Below are 26,753 nucleotides of genomic sequence, written 5' to 3'. Positions count from 1 at the left end.
GGCCCCACACTCGCTCCAACAGACAAACACAATTTTCTGCCTTGCGTAGCACAACCGATCAGCCACTTTTTGATGGTCACGTAGAGGGCCATGAGGATAAAACGATGGACGTCACCACTACCCTGAGCCTGGGCGATCCGCTGGAACCCGCACGCAAGGCCACCGCACAGATGCTACAGGAACGCGAGCGCACGTTCTCGCTGCCTCAGCCGTTCTACAGCGATGAGCGCCTGTTCGATATCGACATGCAGGAAATCTTCCAGAAGGAATGGTTGATCGCCGGCATGACCTGCGAAATCCCGACCAAGGGTAACTACCTGACCCTGCAAGTCGGCAAGAACCCGATCATCGTGATCCGCGGCGCCGACGGTGTGGTGCACGCCTTCCATAACGTCTGCCGTCACCGTGGTTCGCGGTTGTGCACCAGTGACAAGGGCAAGGTCGCCAAACTGGTTTGCCATTACCACCAATGGACCTACGAGCTGGACGGTCGCCTGCTGTTCGCCGGCACCGAAATGGGCGCCGACTTCGACATGAAACAGTACGGCTTGAAACCCGTGAACGTGAAGACCGCCGGTGGCTACATCTTCATCAGCCTGGCGGAGAACCCGCCGGCCATCGATGACTTCCTGGCGACCCTGAACCACTACATGGAACCCTACGACATGGAAAACACCAAGGTGGCGGTGCAAACCACCTTGATGGAAAAAGCCAACTGGAAGCTGGTCCTGGAAAACAACCGCGAGTGCTACCACTGCGGCGGCGCGCACCCGGAACTGCTCAAGACCCTGCTGGAATGGGACGACGTCACCGACCCGCGCGCCGACCAGGCGTTCAAGGACCACGTGGCCGCCTCCGCCGCCGCCTGGGAAGCCGAGAAGATCCCTTACGCCCACGCCAGTTTCGGCCTGCGCAACCGCATCGTGCGCATGCCGCTGCTCAAGGGCACCGTGTCGATGACCATGGACGGCAAGCAAGGCTGCGCCAAGCTGATGGGCCGCATCAAGAACCCGGACCTGGGCTCGATGCGCATCCTGCACCTGCCGCATTCGTGGAACCACTGCATGGGCGACCACATCATCGTGTTCACCGTGTGGCCGATCAGCGCCCAGGAAACCATGGTCACCACCAAGTGGCTGGTGCACAAGGACGCGGTCGAAGGCGTGGACTACGACGTGGCGCGCATGCGCCAGGTCTGGGACGCCACCAACGACCAGGACCGTCGCCTGGCCGAAGAAAACCAGCGCGGCATCAACTCCACCGCCTACCAGCCAGGCCCGTACTCCAAGACTTATGAGTTCGGCGTGGTGAACTTCGTGGACTGGTACAGCGAGCGCATGCTCAACAACCTCGGGGCCGAGCCAGCGCCATACCTCAAGGGCGTTCCGGTCCAGGGCTAAAACCAGGCGCTTCGGTTGGAGATCATTCCCACGCTCCGCGTGGGAATGCAGCCCGGGACGCTCTGCGTCCCGAAAGCCGAACGCGGAGCGTCCGTTGAGGCATTCCCACGCAGAGCGTGGGAACGATCGTCAGTGAGAAGACCACCGCACACTGCCATCCTCCCCATAAAACGTCTCGACAATCTCCTCCCCCTTCAGCCGCACCTTCACATACCCGTTCAACACCCGCTGCGGATACGCCTCGTCACCCGCCAATTGAGTCTCCGACCACAACACCCCGGCATGCCCGTTCAATTCGCTGGTGGTGCCATAGGGGATCGCTCCGTGCCCGACGCAGCGCGCATGCAATCCGCCTTGGGGCGCGTAGCAGATACCGTTGTGCAAATGCCCCCAATACCAATAATCCGGCTCGCGCCCCAAGGCATCGCATACCGGTTGGTAAAGCGCCGTCTTGTGGTGCCCGGAAATATCAAAACCCTGGTGATGACTGAGCACCATGAGTTTCTTGCGCTTGGGCAGGGTCTTCATCCATTCGATCTGCTGGGTGTTGAGGGTACCGTCCATGTACAGGTTCATGGCGTCCGAGGCGTAGGCGCTGTCGAGGCCAACCACCAGCCAGTCATCGTTGTACAAGGCAAAGTAACTGGTGCCTTGCTGCACCGGGAAACGCTTGGACAATTCCTTGAAATAGCCGTGGGCACCGCTGTACATCTCATGGTTGGAATTGAGGGTGAACGCGCCATGCTTGCCCTGGGGCCAGCCGACCATGTCGACGTCTTCCTGGGAATGGGTGCCGGCGTAATACACGTCACCCAGGTGAACGGTGAAATCGGCCAGGGCCAGTTGCATCTGGTTGGCCACCGCCACCGCCGGGGCGTGACTGTCGAACGGCCCGGTGCCCCAGTCGCCAGCGATAGCCAGCACCACGTCGCTGTCCATTTTCACCAACGCCGGGTTGGTGGCGAACGGCGCATGATGCCGCAGGTTCTCGATCCACTTGAGCAGCGCCTCGCTCCACAACAGGTCCAGCAGTTCCCATTTGCGGCAGCCGAGCAAGGTGCCGTCCTTGAGTACCCGGGTCGGTAGCTCGTCCTCGCTTTGCGGCAAGGGCGTGACGTTGCCGATCTTGAGGATCGACAAGCCGTGGGACAACTCCCATGGCACGGCCGGTTCGTCGTCCGGCAGGTCGCCATGCTCGATGACATGCCGGGCCTGGTCGTGGCCTCGCTGCAGCAGCTTGACGATGGCCTGGAACTCCTCGGGTTCCAGGTCGTTGACGAGTTTTTTCCAAGACATTTCCAACCGCGTGACCAACCCGTGCAGGCGGACCTTGACCTTGTCGAACTCATGCTCCCAATGGTGCAGTAATGACATGTGAACGCTCCTTCGCAATGCCCTGGGCTACAGGGTCTTCATGAATTCGATCAGGGCCCGTTTATCGACATCCGACAGCTGCGTGCCATACAGATGGCCGCCGTTGTGGTTGCCTTCCAGACGGGTGTCGTATTTGAAATCCGCCGACGCCTTCATCTGCGCGCCGCTGGTGATGAAACCGACCTTCTCTTGGTCGTAGATGTCGGAGCCGGTGTAGAACACCTGCGGACGCTGCTGCGGCGGTTGCAGCAAATCCCACAGGGTCGGCACCGAACCGTTGTGCAGGTACGGCGCGCGCAGCCAGATGCCATCGGTGGGGGTGTTGCTGTAGCTCTGGGTCTTGCGGTAGGCGTTGAAGTCGAACGGCGGTTTCTTGAAGCCGTGGAACGCCGTCACCAAACCTTCGGTGAAAGAATTGAGTCGGTGGGGATCAGTGCCCAACTGGTCGATGTTGGTAGTAACCTGGCCCGTGTCGGTGCGGCCGAAGTCGTGGCAACCGGCGCAGTTTTTCTCCCAGATCGGTTTGCCCTGGGCGACTTTCGCCTGATCCAGGGCGAACGGCCAGGCGGGCGCCTTATGCCCCAACAGCCAATTGGTCACCCGGTTGAAACTCGGCGGCAATACCGATTGCGGTGTCGCGCCCACGGCCATGGCCGCGGCGTAATTGCGCTCATGGATGTTGTTGTTATTACCATCCCAGTGCAGATACAGGGACTCGCGGGGTTTCTGGTTCCAGACCTGCGGCAGGTCCACGGTGCCGATGGTGGAGTCATCCGGGAAGCCGAACACCACCATTTTGGTCGGGTTGAAGGTGTCGGTCCGCCCGGGGCCCTGGGCCGGACGCAGCTTCTGCCAGGCGTAGGCCTGCTTCTGCTTGAGCAGCGCACTCTTGGCCATCGGGATGATCAGGTAACGGTTGTACAGCCTCTCGAAAAAGCCCAGTTGGAACTTGCCGTTGATCGCCGCCATGACCGCATCCGGGGTGAATTTCGGATCGCTGGCGCAATCGTAGGCAAACCACTGGAAGGCTTGCAGTTGCAGGGTATTGGCCGGTGCGCTGGCGACCGGAACGGCGACGTCGCTGGCGTTGGCCCGGTAGGAACCGGTGTGACACAGGGCGCAGTTCGGTTCCACCGTGGGGTAGCCGAGCTGCCGCTTGGCCATGCCGATGGGCAGGTCGTTGCCATTTTCGTAGAGGAAGCCGAACACCTCGTAACCGCCCGGCTTGGGCAGTTTCTCCGGGCACATCTGCGGCAGCACGGCGAACAGGTAGTAGGGAATCCGCGCCTCGATGCCCAGGCCGATGGCGGCGTATTTGTAATGGTCTTCATCGGAGGCGAAGTCTGGCTGCGGCACTTCGCGGATCATCTGGTACCAGGTCTGGTAGCCGATGAAGCCCAGCAACAGTACCACCACCAACGTGCCAACCTTGAAAGCGTGGCTCTGCCAGCGCCGCGTCCAACCGGCGCGCCACTCTCGCCAACCAGCACAGAGCAAGGCCAGTGGTCGATTGACCTGCGGGCTGCCCAAGTACAGCAGCACGCCCAGGATCAGGAACATGCCCAGGTCGCCCATCAACATCGGCACGAACAACTGGCCCTGGTTGTTGGTGTTGATCAGGTAGATCCAGAACACCACCGCCACCAACCGCGACAGCACGCACAACCACGAATGCACGACGAAACGCGGCGCGTTGAACCCCGAGGGCATGTAGAACAAGCTGATCCCCACCAGCAACATGCCGGTGTTTTCCAGCCAAGGATCGGACAACACGGGCGGCAAGCCGAGCATGGACGTCAGCAACGCCGGCGCGAACAGCGCCGGGATCGCGAAGACCATGTTCATCACAATGCCCACCCAGATGACGCGTTGGAACCAGCGGATGTAAGCGTTCATGGCATCCTTTTTCCTTATTCTTGGCCCAGAGCAAAGCTTTTGTGGCGAGGGAGCTTGCTCCCGCTGGGTCGCGCAGCGGCCCCCAGATTTCAGAAGCGACGACTGCTTCGCAGCCGAGCGGGAGCAAGCTCCCTCGCCACGGGTCAGTTGTCCTCCTAGCCGAGGGCGGTCTTCTCCAGGTGCTCAAGAATGATCGGATAAACATCCACCACCGCATCCTTGCCGAACATGCAATCGATGTGGCCGTAGCCCGGCACCTCGTGACGACTGAACAACTGCGGGCCGTGCATCTCGCACAATCGCTCATAGGTCTTGAGGGTGCTCTGCGGCAGGTAGCACTGGTTGTCGGCGCCGCTGATGAAGCAGATCGGCAATTTCAACCGATCGAAATGCGGCATGTAGACGTCGTTGCCCTTGAAGTCCACCAGGTGCCCCTTGCGCACGATCAACGCCAGGTGCTCGAAGGTCTGGATGTTCGACTCGCCGAACAACTCATGCAGGTTGTCGTGCAGGGTTTCGTTGAGGGTGTCGTGGCGGTACAGCGACGCATACATGAACGTGATGCGATGGCAGACGGGGTTGGTGCAATAGCCCTGGGCCTCGATCCGGGCATAGCCGTTAAGGGCCTTGTCGTAGAGTTTGTTGAACCAGCTTTCCTTGGTGTCGGCGTAGGCCGTGAGGGACTTGATGCCGATGGCATCGAGCATCCCCGGCAAATGCAAACCGGCTTTCAGACCGGTGGCGGTGGCCACCACCGTGTCGGCGGCGATCTGCGAACAGACCACCGAACGCACGCCCTGCAAACCCGCCAGCATCGACATGAAGAACGTCGTCGCGCCGTAGCAATGCACCACGCACTGCACGTCACGGGCCAGGGTCGCTTGCTGGATCTGCTCGATGGCGGCCTTGAAATCGTACTGGGCCACCTGGTCGCCGTTCCATTCGTGCTTGCTGGCCGGCAGCAGGATGCTCACCCGCAAATCCAGCAGCCAGACGTCGTATTCGTGCTTGCAGAGGTATTCCAGCAGGTTGGTGTGAATGGTGTCAGTGGAGAAAATATTCGAGCCCACGCCCAGGCCATGAACCAACATCACCGGGCCTTTGGTGCCGGCTTGGTAACGGGTCAGGCGCAGCTCGACGTTGTCTTCGGTCTGGAAGAAATGCACCATCGGTGGCGGCGCATCCAACGGCCGTTTCAACCGGGGCGGCGCGTCCGGGTTGAAGTAGACGTCGCCGGCGAAGACACCGCCGTAGCTCTCCCACAAGATGCCGGCAAAGAACTTGCCGAATCGCGCCAATGCCTCCACGCGCTCACGTTCATTGCGGGCGTTGAGCACTTTCATGGTGGTCATTTGCTTGGCGAAGTCGGCCGGCAGAATGTGCATCACCCCGGAGCCGATCACCGCACCGGTCTTGTCCGGTCCGCGATAGAGCGTGACGTACAAGGTGCTGGTGTCGTGCCAGATGTTCAGCACGCCGTTGTCCTCGGGCACGGTCTTGAAGGCGCTGAAGTAGTAATCGTTGCCGTCCTCGGCGGTCAGCTTCATGTCGTAGTTCATGTGCCGTACGCCAACCTGTTCCTGGTACTGCTCGAACAGGTTGAACACCCCATTGCTGGCCACCAGCGGTTGCGGTGAGAGCAGCGGCGCATCGAGAGTGCCCACCAGGGTCGCGGCGTGTTCCGGCTCCTTGATCAGGCGGTTGAGGTCGGCGGCGGTGATGGTCAGGGTGAATTCGATGGGCGAGTTGTCGGCCCTGCCCCGCTTGGCCGCTGCTTCGTACAGGCTCAGATCGGTGCCCTGGGGCTGGATGAAGGCTGTGGAAAAGTAGCCCTTCATGGTTTCGGTGAACTGCACGCCGAGGGTCGGCGCGGCCACCGGCTTGCGCGGGGCCGAGGGCAGCGTGTAGTCGATGATCCAGCCGCGGTCGGCTGCCAGCAACCCCATGTTGCGCTCGCTCACGGCCGAGATGGTCAGCAGCGGGTTGACCGCCAGGGACGTGGGGATCACCGCACCGTCGGTCACGTACAGGCCCGGGTAGACATCGGTGCCACTGGCGCCACTGAACACCTGGCCCTTATGGTTGACCACGCCTTGGGTCGCATCCTCGCCCATCACGCAACCGCCCAGAGGATGGACCGAGACGATGCTGTGCTTGAGCAGCTTGGTCCAGATCGGGTTCTCGACCCAGATCCCGCCCAGGGCCTTGGTGCTCTGGTGCAGCCGCTCGTTGCCGAGGGTGACGTTTTCCTGTTCGCCAACACCGGGCCAATCGATGCGTAACTGGTCCTTGTTGTCGAGCAGCATACGGCCCTTGGCGTTGTCATGGCTCATGATCAAGTAGGTCTGCATGTTATGCAGCGCACCGTAGTAGGGACCGCGCAAAAAGCTCTCGGCTTCGCGCCCCTTGTACTTGAGGCTGGCGCCGAAGCCGGTGTCGGTGGGCACGCCTATCATCCCGGCAAACGCCGCCATGCTCGGCACCATGGCCCGACCGAGGGCGCCGGGAATCGAACCTTCCTCGATGACCATGCGGCTGCGCCAGTCACCCTCGGTGCGCATGTCGATGACCGAGGTGATGCACGGCCCCACCGGCTCCAGTTCCTTGGCCGAATGGGCGCCGAAACCAATGCCGTTGATGGTCTGGTCGCAGTTGTGGCCGAAGCCGAGGATGTCGCCGTTGCCGCTCATGTGCTCGCCCAGTTGGTCGGACATGGACAGGCCCTTGTCCCGCGAGCGCAACATGATTTCGGTGGAACCCAGGGTGCCGGCGGACACCACCACGATGTCGGCACGCACGAACAGGGTCGGCGCCGAGAACATCTCGCGACCGCTGTCCAGATATTGGAAGTGCACGATCCAGCCATCGCCGTCGCGCTCCAGGTGCCGCACCTCGGCCTGGCAGAAAATCTCCGCGCCGTGGTTCCAGGCATCCGGCAGGTAGTTCATCAACGTGGTGTTCTTGGCCTTGTTGTTACAGCCCGAAACGCAATCGCCACAACCATTGCACGGCAGCTGTTCGACACCGACGTGGTTGAGGTTGTTGGGCAGTTTGTCGAAGGTCACATTGATCGGCGGCTTGTAGAAATGCGCGCCTTGCTTGAGGTAATCGGCGGACTTCTTGTGGGCGTCGAGCTTGGGCAGGTTTGGCTCCGACGCCGGATAGGCGTTGGGTTTGAGCATCTCCCGGGCCCGTGCGTAGCCGTCCTTGAGCAGCGTGTCGCGGTGCTCACGGATCGCCAGCGGCCAACGCGGGTCATCGAACACGCCGGGCTCCGGCTCCAGCGCAACGTTGGCATTGATCAGCGATGTGCCACCCAGGCCGCAACCGACCACCACGTTCTGCTGGGCGTTGACGTGCAGGTCGAACAGCCCGGTGCGCGAGCCGATATGCCCGTCCGGGTCATGGACCTGCAGTTCCTCGGTGGCCGCGAGCAGGGTGTTGGGGTATTCGCCGGGCTGGATCTCCCGGCCACGCTCCAGCAGGCACACCTTGCGCCCGGCCCGGGACAGGCGCGAGGCAGCAATGCCGCCACCGTAGCCGGAACCGATGACGATGACGTCGTAGTGCTCCTGGATATCACTGATGGGGGTCGAGATCCGTGTCATGTTCAAGTCCTCAAGGCAGAAGGGGCAACTCTGCGGTTGCCTGCAAATCGACAGGCGCACGAACGCCTGGCCACTATCCCGTACGGGTTCGAGCGGCAGTCAGCGGTGTTACGGGGAAACGCGGGAACCTGCTGGGGCGCTATAGCCGCGCACGCAGATTGACGGCGCGGCGAGCGGGCCGTTTGGGCAACGAGGTGGGACGCGTCGGGACGCACGTCGCAGGAGAAAATGAATACGAGCGAGGGGGTTGGCTATCCATCATGTGTTCTCCCTGAACCTGATGTGGATAAATGAGCGATGTCCTTGTGCCATGGAGTGAAGACAGCCCACAGACCCTCGTCAAGGGTATGACTTAGAACTGTATGAAATTTGATCTATCACGATTTGCGCTATGCCCGCCGTGGCTTGCAGCGTTTGGCGAACAAGTTATCCACATGACCACCCACAGCAAATGGGGACAAGTACGTGTATGTCCGGCATTTTTCCACCGACAAAGTGAATAAAAACCGTGACTTATGAACAATGACGGTTTTACCGGCCCATCGGTTGTTTTTTGATCAAATACCTGTAAGCCATGCCTGGCAAGGCGTGTGGCGGTAAGCGAACACCTTATCCACAGAAGCGCCAACAGTGTTTGGGGGTAGTTTTGACGATTCTGTGGAAAACCCTTCTGACGGCTTGTAAATCGCGGTTTCACGGAGGTTTTCCTGATAAAAAGGGCTGGTTGATCATTTTATGACCAGCCCACGGAAGCCCCCGGTTCGTCTGGCTTGCAGCGTAGAGCGAACATCTTATCCACAGAAGCGCCAACAGAGATTGGGGGCAAGTGTTGTTATGCACCCGAGCTTATTCACACACAAAACCCATGAAAAACCGTAGGTTAGCCTGTCTGTTTTTTGAGCACTGCCCTGGAGGGCCCGATTGGCGTGGTGTACCGCGAGGGGCGAACAGGTTATCCACAGAGGCGCGCACAGGGATTGTGGGTAACCCCATACTTACCTGTGGGACCGGGCCAACCTGTGCCCCGCGCCAGGGTTTGCGCCGTACCGGTCAAGGCCGATGCATGAGGTAGGCGGCGCCCGTCACCTGAATCATCGGGTGCGGGACAACCTGACAGGTCTTGACGATGCTGAAGCCATGGCGCTCGTAAAAGCGCCGGGCGCCGGTGTTCGCGGCATAGTCGATCAAGCTCAGGCCCTTGAGCTCCAACTGATCGGCACGCTGCTGCGCCCGCTCGAGAAAGCGCACGCCCAACCCCTTGTTGCGCCAACCTTCATGGAGGGCCAGGCTGGAGATATAGAGGGTGTCGGGGATTTCCATGTCGGCGTAGGGCGCCAGGACCGGGTCTGTCACGGGGGCCGCCTGTGGATCATGACGCGTCACATAAGCGTGCATCATGCCAATGACCTGGCCGTTGGCCTCGGCGACAAGGCAGTTCTGGTAGGAAAAATCGACATCTTCCCGGGCATAACGCGCGGCGCCCACGTCAAGGAGATCCTGGCCTGGCTCCGCCAGCTGGCTCCAGATGTAATCCGATGCCCCCTCCGAGGAGATCCGGAACAAACGAGCGATCTCGTGTGTATCCGTGGGCAAGGCCGGACGAATTGCTACTTCCATTGAGGGGACTCCATTGGCGATGAAACGACCTTTTTTACCCACAGGCGTGAGACGCGGCAACCCGCCAGGCCAGTGGTTTTATGGCCGGATGTTGCAGCAGGTCAGGCGGGTGTTTTGAGCGCAGGCCTGGATGGCCTTTGCGGCGGAGCCGGACAGGTTATCCACAGAGGCGCACAGCAACGGCGGGCAAACACATGACCCCCTGTGGGAGCGAGCTTGCTCGCTCCCACAGGGGGATTCAGGTGTTCCTGGGTTTAGCGAACAACCCCTTCCTCAATCAACAGCTTGAGAATCGCCTCGGCCCCGGCCTCAGGGCTCACGCCCTTGAGCACCTGCCCGCCTCCGCCACTGGCCTTGGCCGTGGCGGCTTTCATGCGGTCGGCGCCGCTCTTGGCCTTGATCACTTTCAAGCGTTTGGGGCGTGGCTTGGCCGGTTGCAGGGTCGCCACCGCCAGCAAAGTGTCGTCGATCACCTCCACCTCTTCAGCGTGCAACGCCCCGCGCCGGGCCGGGCCGTAGGCGCTTTGCCGAGGTTTTGGCGCGGCGTTATCCACAGTGGCCAGGAATGGCAGGCGCACTTTCAGGCGACGCCGTTGGCCACGAGGCAAGGCTTGCAGCACCAGGGCCACACCGCCGTCGATGGATTCGACCTGGGCCAGCCCCACCACCAGCGGCCAACCGAGATTCTCGGCCAGCAGGAACGGCAGCATGCCCGAACCTTCACCGGTTTCCGCCTGGCTACCGGTGAGCACCACTTGGGCGCCGGCATCACGCAGGTAATCGGTCAGGGCCGGCAGGGCGTCGGCGCCGACGGGGTTTTCCAGTACGTGCAATTCATCCAGGCCCATGCCCAGGTAGGCGCGCAGGGCCGGTTCGGCCACGTCGCCGGCGTGCAGCACTTGCAGGTCGCTGCCGGCCAGTTGCAGGCCCAGCTCCACGGCCCGGGCGTCCTGTTCAGCGCGCCGGGGGCGCCCGGAAGTGGGATGGGCGCCGATGGACACGAGGCTGATCACTTGGGTACTCATCAACTTATCCTTCTTAAGCCGCATCGCGCTTGGCTTCGTTGCGGTAAGCCTCTACCGCCGCGATCAAGGCCTGGAGAATCGCCGCGCTGTCACCGATCACCGACAGGTCTGCCCGTTTGATCATGTCGCAGCCTGGGTCGAGGTTGATTGCCACCACCTTGTCGCAGGCGCCAATGCCCTGCAGGTGCTGGATAGCCCCGGAAATCCCCACGGCCACGTAGACCCGCGCCGTAACCCAAGTGCCGGACGCACCGACCTGGCGATCGCGGGCCATGAAGCCGTCGTCCACCGCCACCCGCGAAGCACCCTCGGTGGCGCCCAGGGCCGCTGCGGTCTGGTGGAACAGTGCCCAGTCCTTGACGCCGTTGCCGCCGGAGAAAATGAATTCGGCCTCGGCCATCGGGATCGCCCCCGGGTCCACCGCCACCGCGCCGAGGTCTTCGATACGCGACAAGCTGCGGGCCACGCTTGTGGATAACTCCACCGGCAAGGCTTCGTGGCGGGTTTCGCTGACCGGTTCAGCGCATTCGGCCGCTGCCAGGATCAAGCGCGCCAATGGCCGGGCCAGGTCTTGCAGGCCTGCACCGGCGCGACCGATGCACTCTTCGCCCTTGACCTGCCAGACCCGCGTGGCCGGGCGCTCACCCAGGGCTGCCGCCAAGCGCCGGCCCAGTTCGCCGCCACCGGTGCGGCTGTCAGGCAACAGCCAATGGCGTGGGCTGAACTGGTTATCCACAGCCCGCAGGCCTTGCACCCGTTGTTCCGGTGCATAACCGCTGAATTCCTCGCCATCGAGCACCAGCAAGCGGTCGACACCGGCCGTGGCGAAGGCGTTTTCCTTGTGCTCGCCGAAGACCACCGCCAGCACTGCACCGTCCGTACCTGCAAGCTGATGGGCCAGGCCCAACAGATCGCGGTCGTGGCTGCTCAAGCGGCCCCCGACCATGTCCGGCACCACGCTGATGTAGAACGCCGGTTGCGGCACCTGATGCAGCGGCAATTGCACTTCCACAGCGGCAGTACGCTTGCTCGCGCCTCCCTGCTGGGCGCCGCTGCGGTCGATGCGCTTGATGCCGTTGGGACCGATGAAACCGATGCCATGGACATTCTTGCGAATGACGCCGTTGGGGCCCATCCAGCTGTGCTGGACCGGTTGCATGGCCGCGTGCAGCGGGTGCAGGCGGTTGCGGGCGATCCACTCGGCGCGAGGGTCGCGGCGGATGATGTCGCTCATTAATGCACCTCCGCGGGTTCACGTTTGACCGGGATCACCGGTTTGCTCGGGGCCGCGTCTTCCAGCAGCGCGTCGGCCACCAGTTCGGCGATGTCCTTGATCATCGGCCGCGGCTCGACCACACCTTCGAGCATCGCAGTGCACTGTGGACAACCCACGGCCACCAGTTCGGCGCCGGTTTCGCGGATGTCTTCCATGCGCATGTCAGGGATCCGCTGCTTGCCCGGGATGTCGGTGATCGGCGCACCGCCGCCACCGCCGCAGCAACGCGAACGGAAACCGGAACGCTGCATCTCCTTGACCTCGATACCCAGCGCGCGCAGCACCTGGCGCGGCGCCTCGTATTCGCCGTTGTAGCGGCCCAGGTAGCACGGGTCGTGATACGTCACGCTGTCGCCCTTGTGCTGGCCGAGGTTCAGGGCGCCGGCGTCGATGATTTCCGCCATATAGGTGCTGTGGTGCTGCACCAGGTAGTTGCCATCGAAGGCGCCGTATTCGTTTTTCAGTACGTGGAAACTGTGGGGGTCACAGGTGACGATGCGGTTGAAGCTGTATTTGGCCAGGGTCTGGATGTTGCGTTTGGCCAACAGCTGGAACGTCGCCTCATCACCCAGGCGCCGGGCCACGTCGCCGCTGTCGCGTTCTTCGAGGCCGAGCACGGCGAAGTCGATCTTCGCCGCCTTCAGCACTTTGACGAACGCCCGCAGGGTGCGCTGGTTGCGCATGTCGAAGGCACCGTCGCCGACCCAGAACAGCACGTCGGTGGATTTCTTCTCGCTGAGCAGGTTCAGGTTCAGGTCCGCCGCCCAGTTCATCCGCCCGCCCGGGGCAAAGCCACCTGGGTTGTCGGTAGCGATGAGGTTTTCCAGGACCTCGGCACCTTTGTTTGGCGTGGCGCCTTTTTCCAGGGTCAGGTGACGACGCATGTCGACGATCGCATCGACGTGCTCGATCATCATCGGGCATTCCTCGACGCAGGCCCGGCAGGTGGTGCAGGACCACAGCGTCTCGGCGTCCACCAGGCCATTGACGATCGGCTGATGAGGATTGCCGCCGTGTTCGCCCACGGGTTTGCCCGGGTATGGGCTGCCAGCGAATTTCGCATCGGTGCCACCGGCCAGGCCGACGACCATGTCCTGAATGAGCTTTTTCGGGTTCAGCGGCTGGCCCGCGGCAAACGCCGGGCAGGCCGCTTCACACTTGCCGCACTGCACGCAGGCGTCGAAGCCGAGCAGTTGGTTCCAGGTGAAATCCTTGGGTTTCTCCACGCCCAGCGGTGCCGCTGGGTCGTTCAGGTCCAACGGCTTGAGCCCGGTGGAACGACCGCCGCCAAAACGCTCGGCGCGGCGGTGCCAGGCCAGGTGCAAGGCACCGGCGAAGGCGTGCTTCATCGGCCCGCCCCAGGTCATGCCGAAGAACAGTTCCGAGACGCCCCACAGCACACCGACACCCAGGACCGCCGCCACCAGCCAACCGCCGAAGTTCTCCGGCAGGATCCCCGCCACCGGCAGGGTCACCAGGAAGAACGACGCCGAAAACGCCAACAGGCTCTTCGGCAGGCGCATCCACGGCCCTTTGGACAAACGTGCCGGCGGATTGCGCCGACGCAGGTAAACGAAGATCGCACCGACGAACATCACGGCCGACATCAACAGCAACGCATAGCCGAGGAAGCGGTTATGCAGGCCAAACCCGTGGACCAGGATCGCCAGCACCACCGACGCCACCGCACCACCGGCCGTGGCCACGTGGGTGTTGGCAATGTATTTGTCCCGCGCCACCACATGGTGCAAGTCCACCATGTAGCGCTTGGGCATGGCGAAGAGGCCGCCGATCAGGTCGACCTTGGACGGTCGCCCCCGGCGCCACATATTCACCCGCCGCAAGGCGCCGAGGACCGCGAGGCCCAGGGCTGCGAACAGCAGGATAGGAAGAAGGGTGTTCAACATGGTGAAGCTCCCAAAGACCTCAGGTCTTGCAGGCACAGAAACCTGGATGTCTTGCTCGATCCCTGTGGGAGCGAGCTTGCTCGCGAAGACGGACTCAGATCCAACATAAATGTCGACTGATCCACCGCTATCGCGAGCAAGCTCGCTCCCACAGGGTTATCCACAAGCCGTTAGAAATCCTTGCACAACCGCAGGGCGTCGTAGATGGCCGCATGGGTGTTACGCTGGGCCACGCAGTCGCCGATGCGGAACAGCAGGTAGCCGTCTCCACTCTGCTCCAGGCATGGCTGGGGCTTGATCGCGAACAGGGCTTCGACGTCGATCTGGCCCTTGTTGCGCGAACCTTCCTTGAGCGCGTAGTAGATTTCTTCGTCCGGCCGCACGCCGTTTTCCACCACCACCTGGTCCACCACGCGTTCTTCCTTGGCCCCGGTGTATTCGTTCTCCAGCACCGCCACCAGCTTGTCGCCTTCGCGGTAGACCTTCTCCAGCATCATGTCCCCGGTCATGATCACTTCCTTGGGGTACATGCTGCGGTAGTAGGTAGGGAACGACGTCCCGCCAATGGCCACGCCCGGCTTGATGTCGTCGGTGACGATCTCCACCTGGCTGCCCTTGTCGGCGAGGAAGTCGGCCACCGACATGCCGGTGAACTCGCAAATGGTGTCGTAGACCAGCACGTTCTTGCCTGGCGCGACCTTACCGTCGAGCACGTCCCAACTGCTGACCACCAGCCCTTCGGCGGCGCCCCAGTGCTCGTTCTGCTCCAGGAACGGATGGCCGCCGACGGCCAGCACCACCACGTCCGGACGTAAGTCCATGATGGTCGCTGCATCCGCCGCCACGCCCAGGCGCAGGTCGACTTTCAAGCGTGCCAGCTCCAGTTGGAACCAGCGGGTGATACCGGCGATCTGGTCCCGTTGCGGGGCTTTCGAGGCGGTGGTGATCTGCCCGCCGATGAATTCTTTTTTCTCGAACAGGGTCACGTCGTGCCCACGTTCGGCGGCCACACGCGCCGCTTCCATCCCCGCTGGGCCGGCCCCCACGACGACCACCTTGCGTTTCGGCCCGGTGGACTTCTCGATGATGTGTGGCACACCCATGTATTCACGGGACGTCGCGGCGTTCTGGATGCACAGCACGTCCAGGCCTTGGTACTGGCGGTCGATGCAGTAGTTGGCACCGACGCACTGCTTGATCTGGTCGATCTGACCCATCTTGATCTTGGCGATCAGGTGCGGGTCGGCGATGTGGGCGCGGGTCATGCCGACCATGTCGACGTAACCGCCCTCCAGGATCCGCGTGGCCTGGTTCGGGTCCTTGATGTTCTGTGCGTGCAGTACCGGGACCTTGACCACTTCCTTGATGCCGGCGGCCAGGTGCAGGAACGGCTCCGGTGGATAGCTCATGTTCGGGATGACGTTGGCCAGGGTGTTGTGGGTGTCGCAACCCGAGCCCACCACGCCGATGAAATCCAGCATGCCGGTGTCGTCGTAGTACTTGGCGATCTGCTTCATGTCCTCGTGGGACAAGCCGTCCGGGTGGAATTCGTCACCGCAGATGCGCATGCCCACGCAGAAGTCGTCACCCACCTCGGCGCGTACGGCTTTCAGCACTTCCAGGCCGAACTTCATGCGGCCTTCGAAGCTGCCGCCCCATTCGTCGGTACGCTTGTTGACCCGCGGGCTCCAGAACTGGTCGATCATGTGCTGGTGCACGGCGGACAGTTCGACACCGTCCAGGCCACCGGCCTTGGCCCGCCGTGCCGCCTGGGCGTAGTTGCCGATCACCCGCCAGATTTCTTCCGGCTCGATGGTCTTGCAGGTGGCGCGGTGCACCGGCTCACGCACACCGGACGGCGACATCAGGGTCGGCCAGTTGAAGCCGTCCCAACGGGAGCGACGGCCCATGTGGGTAATCTGGATCATGATCTTGGCGCCATGCTTGTGCATGGCGTCAGCCAGGTTCTGGAAGTGCGGGATGATGCGGTCGGTGGACAGGTTCACCGAGCTCCACCATTCCTGCGGGCTGTCGATGGCAACCACCGACGAGCCACCGCAGATCGCCAGGCCGATGCCGCCCTTGGCCTTCTCTTCGTAATACTTCACGTACCGGTCGGTGGTCATGCCGCCGTCGGTGGCGTAGACCTCGGCGTGCGCGGTGCTGAGCACGCGGTTGCGGATGGTCAGCTTGCCGATCTGGATCGGCTGGAACATTGCTTCAAAAGCCATGGCGCGATCCTCGACTTACAACGGCTTGACGATGAACAGGCCGTCGTCGTGGCCTTCTTCGGAACCGCCGTAGACCTGCTCGGCCACGGTGCGGATCGAGCTGCCACGAGCGGCGAGGATCTGGTCCATGGCGCCGGCGAACCAGCCGGTGAACATGTAGTCGACCTTGCGCCCGACCTTGCCGTACACGTAGACGAACGCCGAGTGTTCGAGCTTGACGCTGGCGGTGCCTTTGTCGAGGTCGATGTCCTGGATCTTGAACAGGCCCCAGCCACGCTGGGACAGGCGCTTCATGTAGTGTTCGAACACCGCGACGCCTTCCAGGCCGTGGCATTCGGCTTCTTTTTCACACCAGTGCCAGGCGGATTTGTAGCCGGCCTTGTAGAGAATCTCGGCGTAGGCGTCGGCGCCCAGGACTTCTTCGATGCCCATGTGGTTGTTGACGAAGAAGTGACGCGGCACATAGAGCATCGGCAGGGCGTCGGAGGTCCAGACACCGGTTTCGCTGTCGACTTCGATAGGCAGTTGGGGGGCGATTTTGGCCATGAAAACTTGACTCCGGAAATGCGTGGTATTGCCTGCGGCGCACAAGGCCGCAGGTAAAGGATTCAGCGGTGCGGCGGCGGTTATTCGCCCCAGACGTCTTTGAGGACGTTGACCCAGTTCTCACCCATGATCTTGCGCACCACCCGCTCAGGGTGACCGCGCTTGAGCAGCGTCTCGGTGAGGTTCGGGAACTCGCCCACGGTACGGATGCCCAGGGGGTTGATGATCTTGCCGAAGCTGGTCAGACGACGGGCGTAGCCCTTGTCGTGGGTCAGCATCTCGAAGAACGCCTGGTCGTGGCCCTGGGTGAAGTCGGTGCCGATACCGATGGCGTCTTCACCGACGAGGTTCATGGTGTATTCGATGGCCTCGGCGTAGTCGTCGATGGTCGAATCGATACCTTTGGCCAGGAACGGCGCGAACATGGTCACGCCGACAAAGCCACCGTGATCGGCAATGAACTTCAGTTCTTCATCGGACTTGTTGCGCGGGTGCTCTTTCAGGCCGGACGGCAGGCAGTGGGAATAGCAGACCGGCTTCTTCGACTCGAGGATGACCTCTTCGGAGGTCTTGGAACCGACGTGGGACAGGTCGCACATGATGCCGACACGGTTCATCTCGGCGACGATCTCACGACCGAAGCCCGACAGGCCGCCGTCGCGCTCGTAGCAACCGGTGCCCACCAGGTTCTGGGTGTTGTAGCACATCTGCACCACACCGACGCCGAGCTGCTTGAAGATCTCGACGTAGCCGAGCTGGTCTTCGAAGGCATGGGCGTTCTGGAAACCGAAGATGATGCCGGTCTTGCCCTGCTCCTTGGCGAGGCGGATGTCGGCGGTGGTTTTCACCGGGATCACCAGATCGCTGTTTTCGCGGATCAGTTTCTGGCTGGCTGCGATGTTGTTGATGGTGGCCTGGAAGCCTTCCCATACCGACACGGTGCAGTTGGCTGCGGTCAGGCCGCCCTTGCGCATGTCTTCGAACAGTTCGCGGTTCCATTTGGCAATGATCAGCCCGTCGATAACGATGCTGTCGGCGTGCAATTCGGCTGGGCTCATCAGGCAGTCCCCTTTTATCGGATTTCATGCGCCGAATCGTCTGCCGGCGCTTTGGGGCCAGCATATGCCTGAGGGCCGTGGCGACCCGGTGCAAAAACGACAGGGGAATTGCCGAAAGCGTCAATCCACGACAATGGACTACAACAGGCCCATCCTACCCGTCTGTTCTTTACCCGACGGTTGCGCCAGAATCCGCCGCATCACTGGTTTTCACTGGACTTGAGCGGCAACGCAATGAAATCACTCTTCCTGGCTTTGGCACTGATCAGCACCGTCGCACATGCGACCGAAGACACCGAACCCAACCCCTGCGACGAAGTTGAAAACGACGTCCAGACCCTGGCCTGCTCGGCCTATGGCAAAACCGCCGCCGAACAATTGCTCAACGAAAACCTGCAGAGCCTCTTCGAGCGCCTGCAAACCCGCTACGCCAGCGACAAGACGCAACTCAACGACATCACCGCCAAGGTCAAGACCGCCCAACAACTGTGGCTCAAACAACGCGACGCCGATTGCGCCATCGCCGCCTTCCCAGCCAAACCCGGCAGCGAAGCCTACAAAATCGCCGAGAACGACTGCATGGCCCAGGTGAGCGATGATCGGTCGGAGTTTTTGGAGTCGATTGGGCAGGATTGAAGGTTATCCACGGAGCAATATCCAGACACCTTTCATGTGTTGGCCCCACGCCTATCCGCGCCTGGCGCGAACACCTGAACCTGACTCAGGATGAAGTTGCCAGGCGCCTAGGGATTTCTCAACCGGCATTTGCCCAGCAAGAATCGGTCGCAAAGCCTCGCCGGGCTACCCGAGAGAAAATTGCCGCTGCCTTTGGTATCCATGCTGATCAGTTAGAGCTGTAAGCTGCACGTCACCACCGAGCAAAGAGATTCCCATGAAAACCTGCGGCATCGAAATCAAAGGCAGCGAAGCGATCATCGCCGTTGTCTCGCTGGAACAGCAGACACTGGCCCACGTCGCCCTGAACACCAAGAAAATCACCCTGGACGACGATGACGAAGCCGCCAACGTCAAGGCGTTTGCCGCCCAGGTACGGACTTTCGTGGCTGAGCATGGCATCGAACGCATCGCCATCAAGAAGCGCAGCAAGAAAGGCGAGTTCGCCGGCGGACCGACCACGTTCAAGATCGAGGGGATATTCCAGTTGCTGGAAGGCTGCGAGGTGACGCTGCTGTCACCGCAGACCCTCAACGCGCAGCACAAGAAACATGACTTCGCCTTGCCGGCGACGCTGAACAAATATCAGCATGAGGCGTACAAGGCGGCGTGTTCGGCGCTGGTAAAGAAGTAAGCTGCCAACCAATACTTGATTGAACACTATCCTGTGGCGAGGGGATTTATCCCCGCTGGGGCGCGAAGCGGCCCTGAAACCTGGTAACTCGGTCTCTCATATAGCTTGAATCGCTACTATCGGGGCTGCTGCGCAGCCCAGCGGGGATAAATCCCCTCGCCACAAGTCTTTGTTCGACAGTTCATTGGAGTTGGCATCAGTCCTTCTGCTTGCGATACCCCTTCAACCAATCGGCAAACGCCTTGTCCTCCAGCGCATAACCACCACGGTTGGACTTCCACACCAATTCCTTTTCACGCAGCGCATCAATACAGGATTGGATGGTCTGGGTACCGGGCACGACTTCGCTTCCCATAGTCCTCAGCGCCTTGCCCACCGCCTCCAGCGTTGAATCGGTGAAGGGCGCGAAGGGTTCGTTGTTTTGCGAGCGCTCGGCCATGACCTGAAGCACGGCGCGTTGCGGCACCGTCAGGGCGTTCCAGGCGCTCTCGAACTCGGTCCAGACGCCGGCGCGCAGCATTTCAGCGCTGTTGCGCAGCAAGTCACCCAACTGGCTCGCCTCACCCAGTTCCAGGGCAATTTCGCCGATGACGCTGCGCAACATCTCTGGACGGCGCCCAACCAACTCAAAAGCCTGGTCCAGATCATCGGCGTTGAACTGGTTGGTCTGGGCCAGGTGCGCGTTCAAATGAGCGGTATAGGCTTGGGTGAAGGCTTTGCCCAGCAACGGAAACGGCGTGATGCTGGACCCGTAGAACGGTTGGTTGCGGCTTAATACCAAGTGCGCGAGCTTGTCGCGATTGGAGCCGGTGAACACCAGCCGCAGGCCGCTGGCATCCCCCTCACGTCCCTGGTTGAGCTGGTCGCGGGCAGCCTTGAGGCCGAACATCGCGTTGATCCCGGCCTCGGTGGTCAACGCATGCTGGGCTTCGTCGATCACCAGCACCACGGTTTTACCCGCGGCACGGTGCAACAGCTCCAGCGCCTGGGTCAGCGTCGCCCCTTCGGGCAGTTGAGGCTGGCTGAAATCCCAGGACAACGTGCGCAAGAAGCTGAGTTTGTCGATGCCCATGGATTTGGCGAGCTTGCGGATACCCTTTTCATAAGGCACCAGTGCCCCGGCGATGGCCGAGGCGATCAGGTCGGCAGGGTCCTTCTCCTTGTTGGCCCAAAGGTCGACGTAGACCGCGAGCCAACCTCGCGTCTCGCATTCGGGAATCAGGTCTTCGCGCAGGAACGTACTTTTTCCGGTACGCCTTGGCGCGGCCAGGAACAGGCCTGAGGTGTAATCCTGGATCCCGGCGCCGGCCAGCCCATCGACAATATTGCGGGCCAGATCGGGGCGCCGGAAGACAAAACCGGGGTGCTTGGACATGGTTTTATACTCAATTATGGCGGCAGGTATAATTTATAGTCGCGAGTATAATTGAGTATAAAAGCCTGTCAAACCAGCTCCCGACCATCCCCCTGCCGTCGCCGATCCTCCCGCGGGCATCGCTCGAACCGTGCCCGATAGCTGCGGGTGAAGTACGACGGCGACTCAAAGCCGCAGGCGATGCTCACTTCCAGCACACTCATGTCGGTCTGGCGCAGCAACTGCCGGGCCTTCTCCAGGCGCAGCCTCAGGTAGAAGTTGCTCGGGGTGTCGTTCAGGTGCAGGCGGAACAGGCGTTCGAGTTGGCGCCGGGTGACGCCAATGGATTCGGCCAGTGCCAAGGTGCTCAGGGGCGGTTCGCTGTGGGTTTCCATCTCGCCGATGACGTGCACCAGCTTCTTGTTGCGAATGCCATAGCGGTTGGCGATTTCCATGCGCTGGTGATCTTTGCGCGGACGGATGCGGCCGAGCACGAACTGCTCGCTGACCTGGATCGCCAGTTCCGAACCGTGGGCCTGGCCGATCAGGTCGAGCATCAGGTCGATGGACGCGGTGCCACCGGCGCAAGTGATGCGGCGACGGTCGATCTCGAACAGTTCCTGGGTCACGCTGAGTTGCGGATAAGACTCCTTGAACGCCTCGATCGCTTCCCAATGCAAGGTCACGCGGTGCCCTTCCAATAGCCCCGCCTCGGCCAACACCACGCTGCCGGTGTCGATGCCGCCCAGGGTCACACCTTCGTTGTCCAGCCGATGCAGCCAGCGCTCCAGCGTTGGGGTGGCGAATTTAAGCGGTTCGAACCCGGCCACCACCCAGAGGGTCGCGCCCTTCTTCAGCGGCTCCAGCGCGGCATCGGCGTTGACCGACATGCCATTGCTCGCCAGCACCGGCCCGCCATCGATACTCAGCACATGCCAGCGGTACAGCTCGCCACGAAACCGATTGGCGACCCGCAACGGCTCGATGGCCGAAATGAAACCGATGGCCGAAAAACCCGGCATCAACAAAAAGTAGAAATCCTGGGACATGGAGCGCACTCGGTTGGCGGGTAGCGTGCGGACCTTGATACGCCAGTTGCAAGGCCCATTCAAGAGTCGCTGCAGTGCAAGAGCACGTCGCCGCTGTGCGTTTCGCCAAGTGCCGGGCTGCGTAACTTGGCATCACCGGCGCACAGACACCGGACCCCATAACAATAAGCTGCCGAGGAACCCGACATGAAACGACTGATCAGCTCCTGTGTACTTACACTTTGCGGCACCACTTTCCTCAATGGCGCCGCCATGGCTGCCGAGCCCGCCGCGTGCCAGAACGTGCGCCTGGGCGTGGTCAACTGGACCGATGTCATCGCCACCAGCGCCCTGACCCAAGTGATGCTCGACGGCCTCGGCTACAAGACCAAGCAAACCAGCGCCTCCCAGCAAATCATCTTCGCCGGCATCCGCGACCAGCGCCTGGACTTGTTCCTGGGTTACTGGAACCCGTTGATGACCCAGACCATCACCCCGTTCGTCGAGGCCAAGCAGGTCAAAGTGCTAGAGCAGCCCAGCCTCAAGGACGCCCGCGCCACCCTGGCGGTACCGACCTACCTGGCCGACAAGGGCCTGAAAACCTTCGCCGACATCGCCAAATTCGAAAAAGAGCTGGGCGGCAAGATCTATGGCATCGAGCCTGGCTCGGGCGCCAATACCCAGATCAAGGCGATGATCGCCAAGAACCAGTTCGGCCTGGGCAAATTCCAACTGGTCGAGTCCAGCGAAGCCGGCATGCTCGCCGCCGTGGACCGCGCCGTGCGGCGCAAGGAAGCCGTGGTGTTCTTTGGCTGGGCGCCGCACCCGATGAACGTCAACGTGCAAATGACCTACCTCACCGGCAGCGACGACGCCCTCGGCCCGAACGAAGGCATGGCCACCGTCTGGACCGTCACCGCGCCGGACTACGCCCAACAATGCCCGAACGTCGGTCGCCTGCTGAGCAACCTGACGTTCAGCGCCGAAGATGAAAGCCGGATGATGCAGCCGTTGCTCGATCACAAGGACCCGCTCGAATCGGCCCGGCAATGGCTCAAGGATCATCCGCAAGACAAGCAGCGTTGGCTCGAAGGCGTCACCACCTTCGACGGCAAGCCCGCCGCCGACAACCTGAAACTGACCAGTAACTGAACAACCGCTATCCATCTGCGCAGCACCAAAGGGCTGCGCAGTGACTTACCACGCCTGAAGGAATCCGCACCATGAACCACGACGTCATCATCACCTGCGCACTCACCGGTGCTGGCGACACGACCGCCAAGAGCCCTCACGTACCGGTCACCCCGAAACAGATCGCCGCAGCCGCCATCGAGGCGGCGAAGGCCGGGGCCACGGTGGTCCATTGCCACGTCCGCGACCCGCAGACCGGCAAGTTCAGCCGCGACGTGGCGCTGTACCGCGAAGTGATGGAGCGCATCCGTGAAGCGGACGTGGACATCATCGTCAACCTCACCGCCGGCATGGGCGGCGACCTGGAGATCGGTGCGGGCGAACAGCCAATGGAATTCGGCCCCAACACCGACCTGGTGGGCCCGCTGACCCGCCTGGCTCATGTCGAAGAGTTGTTGCCAGAAATCTGCACGCTGGATTGCGGCACCCTGAACTTCGGCGACGGCGACACCATTTACGTCTCCACTCCGGCGCAACTGCGGGCCGGCGCCAAGCGCATCACCGAACTGGGGGTCAAGGCCGAGCTGGAGATCTTCGACACCGGTCACCTGTGGTTCGCCAAGCAACTGATCAAGGAAGGCCTGCTGGACAACCCACTGTTCCAACTCTGCCTGGGTATCCCGTGGGGCGCACCGGCCGACACCACCACCATGAAAGCCATGGTCGACAACCTGCCGGCGGACGCGGTGTGGGCGGGTTTCGGCATCGGCCGCATGCAAATGCCGATGGCCGCCCAGGCCGTGCTGCTGGGAGGCAACGTGCGGGTCGGGCTGGAAGACAACCTCTGGCTGGACAAAGGCGTACTCGCGACCAACGGTCAGTTGGTGGAGCGGGCCGGCGAAATCCTCAGCCGCCTCGGCGCCCGCGTGCTCACCCCGGCTGAAGGTCGCAAGAAAATGGGGCTGACCCAGCGCGGCTGAGCCGAACGTACACATTGGATCTGCAGTGACTGCAGGTCTCAAGACCACCAAGATCAAATGTGGGAGCGAGCTTGCTCGCGATAGCGGCGGTACATCCAGGGCATCTGCTGCACCTGGAATCCGTCATCGCGAGCAAGCTCGCTCCCACAGGGAATCGGCGAATCATTAGGAAAACACCATGAGCTTTATCACCGACATCAAGACCTTCGCCGCCCTGGGCAGTGGTGTAATCGGCAGCGGCTGGGTCAGCAGGGCCCTGGCCCATGGCCTGGACGTCGTCGCCTGGGACCCGGCGCCGGGTGCCGAGGCGGCATTGCGCAAACGCGTCGCCAACGCTTGGGGCGCGCTGGAAAAACAGGGCCTGGCCCCTGGCGCCTCGCAGGATCGGCTGCGCTTTGTCGCGACCATCGAAGAATGTGTGCGCGACGCCGATTTCATCCAGGAAAGCGCCCCCGAGCGCCTGGAATTGAAGCTCGAATTGCACGGCCAGATCAGTGCCGCTGCCAAGCCGAACGCGCTGATCGGTTCCAGTACCTCGGGGCTGCTGCCGAGCGAATTCTACGAAGGCGCCACCCATCCGGAGCGCTGCGTGGTCGGGCACCCGTTCAACCCGGTCTATCTGTTGCCGCTGGTGGAAGTGGTCGGCGGCAAAAACACCGCGCCCGAAGCCGTACAGGCGGCGATGCAGGTGTACGAATCCCTTGGCATGCGGCCGCTGCACGTGCGCAAGGAAGTGCCCGGTTTCATTGCCGACCGCCTGCTCGAAGCGCTGTGGCGCGAAGCCCTGCACCTGGTCAACGACGGGGTGGCGACCACCGGGGAAATCGACGATGCGATCCGCTTTGGCGCCGGCTTGCGCTGGTCGTTCATGGGCACGTTCCTGACCTACACCCTGGCCGGCGGCGATGCCGGGATGCGGCACTTCATGGCCCAGTTCGGCCCGGCGCTGCAACTGCCGTGGACCTACCTGCCAGCGCCAGAGCTGACCGAAAAGCTGATCGACGATGTGGTGGACGGCACGAGCGCGCAATTGGGCAGCCATAGCATCTCGGCCCTGGAGCGCTATCGTGACGATTGTCTGCTGGCTGTGCTGGAGGCGGTGAAGGCCACCAAGGCCAAGCATGGCATGGCGTTCAGCGAATAAACACCCCCCTTGTGGCGAGGAAGCTTGCTCCCGCTGGACTGCGAAGCAGTCCCAAAACCGGCAAATGCGGTGTATCAGTCAAATCGTATTCGCTGGTTTTACGACCGCTTCGCGGCCGAGCGGGAGCAAGTTCCCTCGCCACAAGGGTGTACACCAGCGACTATTTGTGGAGTTCCAGCATGCCCACCCTAACCACCTATCAAACCCGCATCCTCCCCGAATGGGTCGATTACAACGGCCACCTGCGTGATGCCTTCTACCTGCTGATCTTCAGCTACGCCACCGACGCGCTGATGGACCGGCTCGGCATGGACAGCCAGAACCGCGAAGCCAGCGGCCACTCGTTGTTCACCCTCGAACTGCACCTGAACTACCTGCACGAAGTGAAGCTCGACGCCCAGGTCGAGGTGCACACGCACATCATCGGCCACGACGCCAAACGCCTGCACCTCTACCACAGCCTGCATCTGGTCGGCGGTGATAAAGAGCTGGCCGGCAATGAACAGATGCTACTGCACGTCGACCTGGCCGGCCCGCGCTCGGCGCCTTTCACCGAACAGACCCTGGACCGGCTCGGTGCCCTGCTCGACGAACAATCCGACCTGCCGCCGCCGCTGTACATCGGCCGGATCATCGCCCTGCCTCTCCCCCGATAAGCCGCGAACAGGAGATCGCCATGAACACCGCCGCCGCCTTTGCCGACTTTCGCCATTACCCCTTGATCTTCCCATTGACCGCCGTCACACCCTTGGCCGACCGGATCCAAGTGATGTGGGCCGATGGCCGGGCCAGCCCCTTTCATCACCCGTGGCTGCGGGACAACTGCCCTTGCCCTCAATGCGTCTACAGCGTCACCCGCGAGCAGGTGCTGGAAATCATCGACGTCCCTGAAGACATTGCCCCCGGCGCAACCTACCTCGACGACGAAGGCTGCCTGTGCGTGGATTGGCAGGACGGTCACCAGAGCCGTTTCGACCCGGGCTGGTTGCGCGCCCACGCCTACGATGATCAGTCCCGGGCCGAGCGCCTGGCGAACAAGCCTCGGCGCCAACTGTGGCGGCACGACCTGCAATTGCCAGTGTTCGACTACCCGGCACTGATGGACGATGCCCATGCGTTGTTGCAATGGTTGCTGGCGGTGCGCGACATCGGCCTGACCCAGGTGCGCGGCGTACCCACCGAACCCGGCTCGCTGACACGGATTGCCCAGCGCATTTCCTTTATTCGCGAGAGCAACTTCGGTGTGCTGTTCAATGTGCAGTCCAAAGCCGATGCCGACAGCAACGCCTACACCGCTTTCAACCTGCCATTGCACAGTGATTTGCCGACCCGGGAATTACAGCCGGGGCTGCAATTCTTGCATTGCCTGGTGAATGACGCCGACGGTGGCGAAAGCATTTTTGTCGACGGGTTTGCCATTGCTGAAGCACTGCGCCAGGAAGACCCCGAGGCCTTCGACGCGCTGTGCCGGATCCCGGTGGAGTTTCGCAACAAGGACCGTCGCAGCGACTACCGCTGCCTGGCGCCAATCATCGCGCTGGACGCCCTCGGCCAGGTTTCGGAAATCCGCATGGCGAACTTCCTGCGTGGGCCGTTCGACACCACGGTCGAGCAGATGCCCAAGCTTTACCGCGCCTACCGCCGCTTCATTGCCCTGACCCGCGAGCCACAATTTCGCCTGGTACAGCGTCTCGAACCCGGCCAGCTCTGGTGCTTCGACAACCGCCGCACCCTCCACGCCCGCAATGCCTTCGACCCGGCCTCCGGGGCCCGGCATTTCCAGGGATGCTATGTGGATCGGGATGAGTTGTTGTCGCGGATTCTGGTGTTGCAGCGCTAGGCCGCGTCATCGTTCATCGCCGGACACCC

At 62.0% G+C, this 26,753-nt stretch carries 20 protein-coding genes and 1 pseudogene; 9 read left to right on the top strand and 12 right to left on the bottom strand.

Annotated elements, in window-relative coordinates; all coding sequences use genetic code 11:
* Positions 1-104 precede the first annotated feature (104 nt).
* A complete protein-coding gene (gbcA, locus tag BLU76_RS03200; RefSeq protein ID WP_092221477.1) occupies positions 105-1,400 on the top strand; it encodes a glycine-betaine demethylase subunit GbcA in 1,296 nt (431 codons plus the stop codon).
* A 129-nt stretch (positions 1,401-1,529) separates the two neighbouring features.
* Here the strand turns inward: gbcA and BLU76_RS03195 are convergent, their stop codons facing one another.
* From BLU76_RS03195 to BLU76_RS03150, 10 genes are all read right to left on the bottom strand, one after another.
* Complete coding sequence (locus tag BLU76_RS03195) at positions 1,530-2,774, bottom strand: metallophosphoesterase (RefSeq protein WP_092221475.1); 1,245 nt, start codon at positions 2,772-2,774, stop codon at positions 1,530-1,532.
* Between the two features lie 27 nt (positions 2,775-2,801).
* Positions 2,802-4,670, bottom strand: a complete 1,869-nt coding sequence (locus tag BLU76_RS03190; protein ID WP_092221473.1) for a c-type cytochrome — start codon at positions 4,668-4,670, stop codon at positions 2,802-2,804.
* Positions 4,671-4,825: 155 nt separating this feature from the next.
* Positions 4,826-8,278, bottom strand: coding sequence for a GMC oxidoreductase (locus BLU76_RS03185; protein ID WP_092221471.1), 3,453 nt, complete (start codon positions 8,276-8,278; stop codon positions 4,826-4,828).
* A gap of 1,050 nt (positions 8,279-9,328) precedes the next feature.
* A complete protein-coding gene (locus BLU76_RS03180; RefSeq protein WP_092221469.1) occupies positions 9,329-9,895 on the bottom strand; it encodes a GNAT family N-acetyltransferase in 567 nt (188 codons plus the stop codon).
* 254 nt (positions 9,896-10,149) lie between these two features.
* Positions 10,150-10,920: an electron transfer flavoprotein subunit beta gene (locus BLU76_RS03175; protein WP_092146305.1), complete on the bottom strand. Its 771-nt coding sequence runs from the start codon at positions 10,918-10,920 to the stop codon at positions 10,150-10,152.
* Between the two features lie 13 nt (positions 10,921-10,933).
* Complete coding sequence (locus BLU76_RS03170) at positions 10,934-12,154, bottom strand: electron transfer flavoprotein subunit alpha (protein WP_092221467.1); 1,221 nt, start codon at positions 12,152-12,154, stop codon at positions 10,934-10,936.
* Positions 12,154-14,103, bottom strand: a complete 1,950-nt coding sequence (dgcB, locus tag BLU76_RS03165; RefSeq protein ID WP_092221465.1) for a dimethylglycine demethylation protein DgcB — start codon at positions 14,101-14,103, stop codon at positions 12,154-12,156. Before dgcB ends, BLU76_RS03170 begins: the two co-directional genes overlap by 1 nt.
* 170 nt (positions 14,104-14,273) lie before the next feature.
* Positions 14,274-16,334, bottom strand: a complete 2,061-nt coding sequence (gene dgcA / locus BLU76_RS03160; RefSeq protein WP_047230382.1) for a dimethylglycine demethylation protein DgcA — start codon at positions 16,332-16,334, stop codon at positions 14,274-14,276.
* A gap of 15 nt (positions 16,335-16,349) precedes the next feature.
* Entirely contained in the window at positions 16,350-16,880 is a 531-nt protein-coding gene (locus tag BLU76_RS03155; RefSeq protein WP_030139308.1) for a DUF5943 domain-containing protein, read from the bottom strand.
* An 80-nt stretch (positions 16,881-16,960) separates the two neighbouring features.
* On the bottom strand, positions 16,961-17,938 hold the full coding sequence (locus BLU76_RS03150) for a dipeptidase (RefSeq protein WP_063324039.1): 978 nt from the start codon (positions 17,936-17,938) through the stop codon (positions 16,961-16,963).
* Between the two features lie 234 nt (positions 17,939-18,172).
* Here BLU76_RS03150 and BLU76_RS03140 point away from each other — a divergent pair, with 234 nt between their 5' ends.
* The 3 genes and pseudogenes from BLU76_RS03140 to BLU76_RS03130 all read left to right on the top strand — a co-directional run bounded on the left by BLU76_RS03140 (position 18,173) and on the right by BLU76_RS03130 (position 19,247).
* Positions 18,173-18,574, top strand: coding sequence for a lysozyme inhibitor LprI family protein (locus tag BLU76_RS03140; protein ID WP_092221461.1), 402 nt, complete (start codon positions 18,173-18,175; stop codon positions 18,572-18,574).
* Positions 18,575-18,615: 41 nt separating this feature from the next.
* Positions 18,616-18,798 (top strand): annotated as a pseudogene (locus BLU76_RS03135) (helix-turn-helix domain-containing protein); the annotation flags it as partial.
* A 32-nt stretch (positions 18,799-18,830) separates the two neighbouring features.
* The gene (locus tag BLU76_RS03130; protein ID WP_092221459.1) at positions 18,831-19,247 is read left to right on the top strand and encodes a DUF3010 family protein; all 417 of its coding nucleotides are present in this window, start codon (positions 18,831-18,833) and stop codon (positions 19,245-19,247) included.
* 196 nt (positions 19,248-19,443) lie between these two features.
* Here BLU76_RS03130 and BLU76_RS03125 read toward each other — a convergent pair whose 3' ends face one another.
* Together BLU76_RS03125 and BLU76_RS03120 are read right to left on the bottom strand one after the other, a co-directional pair.
* The gene (locus BLU76_RS03125) at positions 19,444-20,622 is read right to left on the bottom strand and encodes an ATP-binding protein (RefSeq protein ID WP_092221457.1); all 1,179 of its coding nucleotides are present in this window, start codon (positions 20,620-20,622) and stop codon (positions 19,444-19,446) included.
* Between the two features lie 68 nt (positions 20,623-20,690).
* Entirely contained in the window at positions 20,691-21,650 is a 960-nt protein-coding gene (locus BLU76_RS03120) for a GlxA family transcriptional regulator (RefSeq protein ID WP_092221455.1), read from the bottom strand.
* A 186-nt stretch (positions 21,651-21,836) separates the two neighbouring features.
* On the opposite strand from BLU76_RS03120, the gene BLU76_RS03115 reads away from it, so the two are divergent.
* From BLU76_RS03115 to BLU76_RS03095, 5 genes are all read left to right on the top strand, one after another.
* On the top strand, positions 21,837-22,781 hold the full coding sequence (locus BLU76_RS03115; protein ID WP_092221453.1) for a choline ABC transporter substrate-binding protein: 945 nt from the start codon (positions 21,837-21,839) through the stop codon (positions 22,779-22,781).
* A gap of 71 nt (positions 22,782-22,852) precedes the next feature.
* The gene (locus tag BLU76_RS03110; protein WP_072342220.1) at positions 22,853-23,740 is read left to right on the top strand and encodes a 3-dehydrocarnitine:acetyl-CoA trimethylamine transferase CdhC; all 888 of its coding nucleotides are present in this window, start codon (positions 22,853-22,855) and stop codon (positions 23,738-23,740) included.
* A gap of 178 nt (positions 23,741-23,918) precedes the next feature.
* Positions 23,919-24,884: an L-carnitine dehydrogenase gene (locus BLU76_RS03105; RefSeq protein ID WP_092146283.1), complete on the top strand. Its 966-nt coding sequence runs from the start codon at positions 23,919-23,921 to the stop codon at positions 24,882-24,884.
* 179 nt (positions 24,885-25,063) lie between these two features.
* A complete protein-coding gene (locus BLU76_RS03100) occupies positions 25,064-25,540 on the top strand; it encodes a thioesterase family protein (RefSeq protein ID WP_092146282.1) in 477 nt (158 codons plus the stop codon).
* 20 nt (positions 25,541-25,560) lie between these two features.
* The gene (locus BLU76_RS03095) at positions 25,561-26,724 is read left to right on the top strand and encodes a gamma-butyrobetaine dioxygenase (RefSeq protein ID WP_092221451.1); all 1,164 of its coding nucleotides are present in this window, start codon (positions 25,561-25,563) and stop codon (positions 26,722-26,724) included.
* Positions 26,725-26,753: the final 29 nt, after the last annotated feature.

Origin of the sequence: Pseudomonas sp. NFACC08-1, assembly GCF_900106735.1 — a bacterium.
Classification (GTDB): Bacteria; Pseudomonadota; Gammaproteobacteria; order Pseudomonadales; family Pseudomonadaceae; genus Aquipseudomonas; species Aquipseudomonas fluorescens_Q.
The sequence above is the reverse complement of the archived record's forward strand: the minus strand, read 5'-3'. Positions and strand labels throughout refer to the sequence as shown.

Bases quoted from the DNA above. Each gene is read 5' to 3' on its own strand.
- gbcA (WP_092221477.1), top strand. From the start codon at position 105: ATGGACGTCACCACTACCCTGAGCCTGGGCGATCCGCTGGAACCCGCA.
- BLU76_RS03195 (WP_092221475.1), bottom strand. From the start codon at position 2,774: ATGTCATTACTGCACCATTGGGAGCATGAGTTCGACAAGGTCAAGGTC.
- BLU76_RS03190 (WP_092221473.1), bottom strand. From the start codon at position 4,670: ATGAACGCTTACATCCGCTGGTTCCAACGCGTCATCTGGGTGGGCATT.
- BLU76_RS03185 (WP_092221471.1), bottom strand. From the start codon at position 8,278: ATGACACGGATCTCGACCCCCATCAGTGATATCCAGGAGCACTACGAC.
- BLU76_RS03180 (WP_092221469.1), bottom strand. From the start codon at position 9,895: ATGGAAGTAGCAATTCGTCCGGCCTTGCCCACGGATACACACGAGATC.
- BLU76_RS03175 (WP_092146305.1), bottom strand. From the start codon at position 10,920: ATGAGTACCCAAGTGATCAGCCTCGTGTCCATCGGCGCCCATCCCACT.
- BLU76_RS03170 (WP_092221467.1), bottom strand. From the start codon at position 12,154: ATGAGCGACATCATCCGCCGCGACCCTCGCGCCGAGTGGATCGCCCGC.
- dgcB (WP_092221465.1), bottom strand. From the start codon at position 14,103: ATGTTGAACACCCTTCTTCCTATCCTGCTGTTCGCAGCCCTGGGCCTC.
- dgcA (WP_047230382.1), bottom strand. From the start codon at position 16,334: ATGGCTTTTGAAGCAATGTTCCAGCCGATCCAGATCGGCAAGCTGACC.
- BLU76_RS03155 (WP_030139308.1), bottom strand. From the start codon at position 16,880: ATGGCCAAAATCGCCCCCCAACTGCCTATCGAAGTCGACAGCGAAACC.
- BLU76_RS03150 (WP_063324039.1), bottom strand. From the start codon at position 17,938: ATGAGCCCAGCCGAATTGCACGCCGACAGCATCGTTATCGACGGGCTG.
- BLU76_RS03140 (WP_092221461.1), top strand. From the start codon at position 18,173: ATGAAATCACTCTTCCTGGCTTTGGCACTGATCAGCACCGTCGCACAT.
- BLU76_RS03130 (WP_092221459.1), top strand. From the start codon at position 18,831: ATGAAAACCTGCGGCATCGAAATCAAAGGCAGCGAAGCGATCATCGCC.
- BLU76_RS03125 (WP_092221457.1), bottom strand. From the start codon at position 20,622: ATGTCCAAGCACCCCGGTTTTGTCTTCCGGCGCCCCGATCTGGCCCGC.
- BLU76_RS03120 (WP_092221455.1), bottom strand. From the start codon at position 21,650: ATGTCCCAGGATTTCTACTTTTTGTTGATGCCGGGTTTTTCGGCCATC.
- BLU76_RS03115 (WP_092221453.1), top strand. From the start codon at position 21,837: ATGAAACGACTGATCAGCTCCTGTGTACTTACACTTTGCGGCACCACT.
- BLU76_RS03110 (WP_072342220.1), top strand. From the start codon at position 22,853: ATGAACCACGACGTCATCATCACCTGCGCACTCACCGGTGCTGGCGAC.
- BLU76_RS03105 (WP_092146283.1), top strand. From the start codon at position 23,919: ATGAGCTTTATCACCGACATCAAGACCTTCGCCGCCCTGGGCAGTGGT.
- BLU76_RS03100 (WP_092146282.1), top strand. From the start codon at position 25,064: ATGCCCACCCTAACCACCTATCAAACCCGCATCCTCCCCGAATGGGTC.
- BLU76_RS03095 (WP_092221451.1), top strand. From the start codon at position 25,561: ATGAACACCGCCGCCGCCTTTGCCGACTTTCGCCATTACCCCTTGATC.